This is a genomic window from Acinetobacter sp. 809848 (assembly GCF_000581275.1).
Classification (GTDB): domain Bacteria; phylum Pseudomonadota; class Gammaproteobacteria; order Pseudomonadales; family Moraxellaceae; genus Acinetobacter; species Acinetobacter pittii.
Window position 1 is genome coordinate 1 of the sequence record NZ_JEXG01000065.1, and the last position, 5880, is coordinate 5880.

The 5880-nt window shown below is 32.7% G+C and carries 7 protein-coding genes; 5 read left to right on the forward strand and 2 right to left on the reverse strand.

Going from position 1 to position 5880, the window contains the following annotated elements; genetic code table 11:
* The first annotated feature begins 695 nt into the window (after positions 1 to 695).
* The 5 genes from J536_RS23200 to J536_RS26455 all read left to right on the forward strand — a co-directional run bounded on the left by J536_RS23200 (position 696) and on the right by J536_RS26455 (position 3373).
* Positions 696 to 1517, forward strand: coding sequence for an ROK family protein (locus J536_RS23200; RefSeq protein ID WP_032064103.1), 822 nt, complete (start codon positions 696 to 698; stop codon positions 1515 to 1517).
* A 6-nt stretch (positions 1518 to 1523) separates the two neighbouring features.
* The gene (locus J536_RS23205) at positions 1524 to 2105 is read left to right on the forward strand and encodes a histidine phosphatase family protein (protein WP_032064104.1); all 582 of its coding nucleotides are present in this window, start codon (positions 1524 to 1526) and stop codon (positions 2103 to 2105) included.
* Positions 2106 to 2183: 78 nt separating this feature from the next.
* Positions 2184 to 2459, forward strand: a complete 276-nt coding sequence (locus tag J536_RS23210) for a hypothetical protein (RefSeq protein ID WP_032052319.1) — start codon at positions 2184 to 2186, stop codon at positions 2457 to 2459.
* Between the two features lie 45 nt (positions 2460 to 2504).
* Positions 2505 to 2897, forward strand: coding sequence for a hypothetical protein (locus J536_RS23215; RefSeq protein ID WP_032064105.1), 393 nt, complete (start codon positions 2505 to 2507; stop codon positions 2895 to 2897).
* A 173-nt stretch (positions 2898 to 3070) separates the two neighbouring features.
* Entirely contained in the window at positions 3071 to 3373 is a 303-nt protein-coding gene (locus J536_RS26455) for a hypothetical protein (protein WP_032064106.1), read from the forward strand.
* A 158-nt stretch (positions 3374 to 3531) separates the two neighbouring features.
* Here J536_RS26455 and J536_RS23220 read toward each other — a convergent pair whose 3' ends face one another.
* Positions 3532 to 4245, reverse strand: coding sequence for a DUF4882 family protein (locus tag J536_RS23220; RefSeq protein WP_032064107.1), 714 nt, complete (start codon positions 4243 to 4245; stop codon positions 3532 to 3534).
* Positions 4246 to 4486: 241 nt separating this feature from the next.
* Positions 4487 to 5365: a MetQ/NlpA family ABC transporter substrate-binding protein gene (locus J536_RS23225; RefSeq protein ID WP_002118503.1), complete on the reverse strand. Its 879-nt coding sequence runs from the start codon at positions 5363 to 5365 to the stop codon at positions 4487 to 4489.
* Positions 5366 to 5880 lie beyond the last annotated feature (515 nt).

Here is a 5880-nt window from a genome sequence, read left to right on the forward strand (position 1 = left end):
GCACATCTCAAGTTTTATTGTTGATTAAGTTTTTGGTCGCGACGAATTAAAGCCTAAAAGCGCTAATCGCTATCAAGCTGCTTATAGATTTATGTGGTGTCGATATAGACTTTGGCAAAGGCTGCCAAGAAATAGTGGATGTACAAAGCCAACTCCTTTTTATTGGGAGTTCCGCCAGACATTTATAGAATTATGGTGGCAGAACGAGAAAGGGTTCGCAGACTAGTAATAACTCAAACTAGCACACCCGTAGGTGTCCCTCTCCCGTCCTACCGCTACGGGAAAGGGACGAGTAGCTACCACACAAGACTATTCCTCAGAAGGAATGACTCTGATGCGGGAGTTATTATGCGGTCTGCGACGACCGGCTGGCAATGTGGCCAGCAGGCAAAGAATAGTGCCCTGTCCTTTTACAGTCAAGCACACAAAATGACATTTGTTTTAATTTAGATCATTAAAAAGTAAGGATAAATAATGCGTGAGTTATTGTTAAATGGGAGTTTATAAAAGCATAAAAACAGAAAAATTAGTAAACAACTATTTGTTATGTTTACACGAATATTCAGTGTAAGGAAAATGATAGATCTTCATTTGGATTAAATTTAAAAGTTATTACACAAACACTGATAATTATAAAAACACAATCCTCTAGACGCGCTAGAATTTTAAAAAATGATTTTTACATAAGGCATCGGATGAACAGACAGAAAATTGGTGTAGACCTTGGAGGTACTAAATTATTAATATTATGTGATGAAATTGAGGAGATATTTAGTACAGGAATTTCATTCACCCCAGAAGAATTAATATCACACCTACAATCTTTTATTTTAAAACATGGAATTAAGCCCGAAAGCATAAGCCTAGCAGTGCCGGGTCTAGTTAACGAATATGGGCACATTGTTAATTGTGATGTCCTCCCTGCATTTATAGGTTGGCAAGGAAATGAAGCATTAAAATTATTATGTAGTAAAGCAATTATCTTAAATGATGTAAAAGCTGCCATGCATGCGGAACTAAATGATTCCTCGTCTCATGCTGCAAGCGGCATTATTATGATTGGGACAGGTATTGGGGCTGCATTCATAATAAATGGAAAACCCCTACTAGGAGCTAGTGGTTGGGCTGGTGAGCTAGGTTACTTACCAATAAAAAGTAATGAAGGAATTAAGCGTTTAGATGAAGTTGCAAGTGGCTCAGCAATTGCCAAGCAATGTGCACTCAGCCCATCTAATCTAGCATTAATGGCTAACAATGGAGATCAAGCAACTTTAACTGTTATAAAAGAGGCAGGCACAGCTTTAGGTCTTGGAATAGCAACTGTTATTAATCTTTTAAATCCATCGCAATTAGTAATAGGAGGAGGAACAATAGAATTACCCGGTTATTTAGACACGGCTTTAAAGTCTGCTAAAGAAAACTGCCTTCCTGAGCTTTGGCAAGATTGCGACATATCAAAAGTAAAAGCGGGAAGAAAAGTAGCTGCTTTAGGTGCTATACGTGCAATTGAACAATAAAATAATATGAGTATTTTTCTGATCCGACATGCTGAGAGTGAAGCCAATATTAATGGAAAAACCCTTTCGCATGCTTTGATTACTTTAAGTGAACATGGGCATAAACAAGCTCAAGCACTCTGTTCACAACTACCTAAAATTGATCATGTAATTGTGTCTCGATATTTGCGTACACATCAAACAGCTGCCCCACTTTTGGAAAAATATAATTTCACTTATGAAATAGATGAACATGTGCATGAGTTTAGCTATTTGTCTGAGCGTAAGTGTGCCAATACAAATATGGATGACCGTAAAGCTTGGGTAACTGCATACTGGGAGAAAATGGATTATCAGCATAGAGATGCCGATGATGCAGAGTCTTTTGAAGATCTATATGTTCGGGTTCAAGCTTTTCATGAAAAGCTAAAGGCATTAACTGAAAATTATGACCAAAAGAATTTGGCTGTGTTTAGCCACGGACAGTTTTTACAACTTTTGATGATGCAAATACAGCAGCCTCAGCCGTTATCCAAAGAGTTGATGCGGCAATTTAGATTCAACTTGATAAATCAGCCTATTGGGAACACTCAGATTTTTACTTATTGAACTGATAAATTTCGTATAAGGTGTATTGTGTATTTTAGGAAATTTTCATTTTTTCTAAGTCTAATAAAAAGGAAATATATGTCTTCATATTTTGATAGATATACATATTTAATAGGATTTTTTCTGGGATATTTAGATATTTTTGAAAGCAACCAAGATATTTTAAATTATTTTCAAAAAAATCCTGATGAAATTCCTATATGCATTGATGAAATTTCAAAGCTAATAAATGATGATTTATTAGATTGGAAGATCTTTACAGATGAAGCAAATATTTACTTTCAATCTAAAACAGATTTTATTAATTTTTTTAATTGGCTCAAAACTGAATTAAACAAAATAACTTTAGAATAAAGTATTTATTAAGATATCTACTATATAAAATTAAAGAAAGGCAATATGGAAATTTCCTACGTAATCACGCATGGTCCACAAAGCTCTATCATAGATCCTATTGTTTCATCAGAAATTGAAGGTACTTTGATAATTAAAGTTAAAAATAAAATTATCTTCAAGGAAGAAGATCTACTATTATTAGAATTTGCCATTTACTTAAAACAATGGCTTGATAGAGATGAGAAGCAAAATTTTTCTTATTCCTCTATGGAGTTTGAGGAAAAAAATATTCTCACTTTTGCAAAAGAAAAAGATAATTTATGGAGAATCAACTCAGTTTGGTTTAATAAAGATAAAAATAATATTTATGTAATGTATCCAGAGATAATAAATGCTTGTATTAATTTTATAAACAAATTAAAAAATGATTTTAAAGGTATAACTTTTCAATATTAGAAAAAATATAAAATTAGGAGAGACAAGCTATTGCAGACTACTTTACACAAAAAAGATTAATATTTATACTGACAGAATTAAAGGTACTCTAAAAAATTAAATAAAGTTTCCATACTTCATGTTTTTTTAGAAAGTGATAAAATCAGATTATTCTTTAAAATTGGGATTCTTAAATGTTAAATACAATTTTATTTAGTATTACATTGGGAGTATTCACTTCCATAGTCTCAATTTTTCTTACAGAAAAAATAACAAATGTATTTTTTAATAAAAAAGAATTTTCTGAAAATTATATAATGTTTTCAAAAGTCTTCTATACTTTTTTGTTTATGATTTTTTCAATATTTTTCTCTATCCTCATAGGAAAAGGTTACCCTATTTATTTTGAAGAAAGCTTAAGACATTTTTTTATAAAAGGATACTTCTCGACCTATTTTATAATTTTTATCATTTTTGTTTTCCAAAAGAATACTTAATATTTTCTGACACACATTTTTTAGTAAAAACCAAATTAGCAGCAAATAATAATGTATAAATTATTTTATTTGATTCCAGATTTAAAAATAGATACTCAATAGACTAATAAATACTGCCTCATTAGATAGGGAGGCAGCATTTGGATATAGGGTCTATTTTAAAGAGGTGTTCCACAAATATCTGTGGTACCTGTTGGATAAGTAAATTGTAGTTTTGAATGATCAGATACTATTTCATATGATATTTCTTTTCCAAGTGAACTAGAGTTGGAAGTATAAAACCCTTCTTCAATGGCAATACCAAATTTCATTTTGCTTAATGGATTTGTATAACTCCATGTGTATCCCCTATCTACTCCATTTACAATATAACCAATTTTCTTGCTGATTTGATTGTAATAAATTCCCACTCTAACTGTTTCATTTGCTAAAACTTCTTTTTGTGTCTGATTTGGGGTTATGTTTCCAGAAATAGAACTCATGAACAAATTTTGCTGTGAACCATACGCACTTCCAAAACTTGGCGCGGCAAAAACAATACCGTCATAATTACTTGTTCCTGTGATAAATCCTGAAGCTAGTTCATTTGAGTTTAGATTTATTGGTTTCTTGAAAATATATTCAAAAGCAACAACATTAGACTGAGCAATATTGGTATCAGTTTTAGTTTTTATAAGTGTTCCTATGTTTATATTAGCCAAAGCCTTAGTTAACACTTTCTGACCAGTTATTGTTATATAGTTGCTTGGATTTGGTGTCCCTTCTGGTGTTTGTGAAGCGCTTGGATCAATCTCTAAATCACCAATTTTACATTCAGCCCAGCTCTGTGCACTGACAATTAATAGGCTAAGAATCAATATATTTTTTCTCATTATTTCACCTTAATTTTATTGTGATTTTTGATTGTATGGTAAAAGTTTAAGGTTTAGAAATTTTTCAGATAAAGAGATAATAGGTCAAGTATGCTAAGAATTATTTGATAGCTAGTCTTCTAAAATTAATATAAATCTTGTTCCGATAACTTTGGGTTTCCTTTAAAAATAAATAATCCAAAAGCTAAGCCCCGATTACCGAGACTTAGCTTTTAAAAATAATTTTAAATTAAAAAATTACTTATTTGATGTCTGCAAATTCAGAAACAGGTTTGTTCACTTCAACTTTTGTGCCACCGAATTTTTCGCTCACAAACTTTTGAACTTTAGGTAAGTGGTAAAGTTCGCCAAGTTTTGTATAGATCGGGTCGTTTTTGTTCGCTTCAGCAACACCCAACAAATTCACATAAAGCTTTGTAGACTGGTCAATAGGCTCACGGAAGATAGAATCTTTCATTACATTGAGGCCACCCTCAAGTGCCAATGTATTACCCAACACAATTGCGTCTACATCGTTTTTAACACGAACTGCTGTAGTCATTTGAATTGGTTTTAATTGTAAGTTTTTAGGGTTTTCAACGACGTCATTGGTCGTCCCTTTTACAGGATCAAAGTCTGGTTTGAGTTTAATCAGTTTAGCAGATTGTAATAATGTTAAAGCACGCGCTTCGTTAGCAGTGTCGTTTGGAATCGCGATAGTCGCGCCTTGTGGGAACTCTTCAACAGATTTAACTTTATTTGCATAAATACCCATTGGCTCTAGATAAGTTGTCGCAACAGCAGCAACTTTAGCTGTATTTGAAGAGTTATAAGCTGCCAAATAGTTAAATGACTGGAACGCATTTACGTCTTGTTCGCCACTTGCTACAGATGTATTCAATACAACATAGTCAGTCAGGTTAGTCACTTCGAGTTTAATGCCCGCTTGAGCAGTTTCAGGAAGCGTTGCAACGTATTTCCATACGTCAGTGTCTGAACCTGTTGAAACCAATTTAATAGTTCGAACTGACTCAGTTTTGTCTTTAGCTGATGCTGTATTTTCAGTTTTTGCAGGTTCTTTATTACATGCAGTCAGTGTTAGAACAGATGCGCTGAACAGAACACTAAATAATTTTTTCATAGATACATCCTAAAATAGGAAACGCCTATCTTTCAAAAGAGTCAGGCATTGCCAACCAATGGGTCAAAATACAATTTTGGGGCGGAAATAATTTCCTGATATCGGGTTTAGAAAACTGAATTCAGCATCATTCCTTCCTTGAACTTGCTCGCTGAACAATAGAATTATGTTTTGAAACAGTTTCTAAATATTGGCTCATCATATATCAATAAATGAATATTCTACAAATAACTTGTTCGATTCTGATATATAGAAGCTTAATTGGTAAGATATTGAAAATAAAAAATATATTATATAAATATAGTAATTTTGATTAAAATATATACTTGTTTGATTTATATGAAATTTTCAGGATTTATTAGCAGTATTTAAGCTAAATCTTACTGTAATGTAGACACTAGGTATAAAAAAAAGCCCTTGTCATTAACAAGGGCTTTTTAAGAATCTGGCGGAAGCGGTGAGATTCGAACTCACGGAGGACTCACACCCTCGTCGGTTTTCAAGACCGGTGCATT

Bases quoted from the DNA above. Each gene is read 5' to 3' on its own strand.
- J536_RS23220 (WP_032064107.1), bottom strand. From the start codon at position 4,245: ATGAGAAAAAATATATTGATTCTTAGCCTATTAATTGTCAGTGCACAG.
- J536_RS26455 (WP_032064106.1), top strand. From the start codon at position 3,071: ATGTTAAATACAATTTTATTTAGTATTACATTGGGAGTATTCACTTCC.
- J536_RS23205 (WP_032064104.1), top strand. From the start codon at position 1,524: ATGAGTATTTTTCTGATCCGACATGCTGAGAGTGAAGCCAATATTAAT.
- J536_RS23225 (WP_002118503.1), bottom strand. From the start codon at position 5,365: ATGAAAAAATTATTTAGTGTTCTGTTCAGCGCATCTGTTCTAACACTG.
- J536_RS23210 (WP_032052319.1), top strand. From the start codon at position 2,184: ATGTCTTCATATTTTGATAGATATACATATTTAATAGGATTTTTTCTG.
- J536_RS23215 (WP_032064105.1), top strand. From the start codon at position 2,505: ATGGAAATTTCCTACGTAATCACGCATGGTCCACAAAGCTCTATCATA.
- J536_RS23200 (WP_032064103.1), top strand. From the start codon at position 696: ATGAACAGACAGAAAATTGGTGTAGACCTTGGAGGTACTAAATTATTA.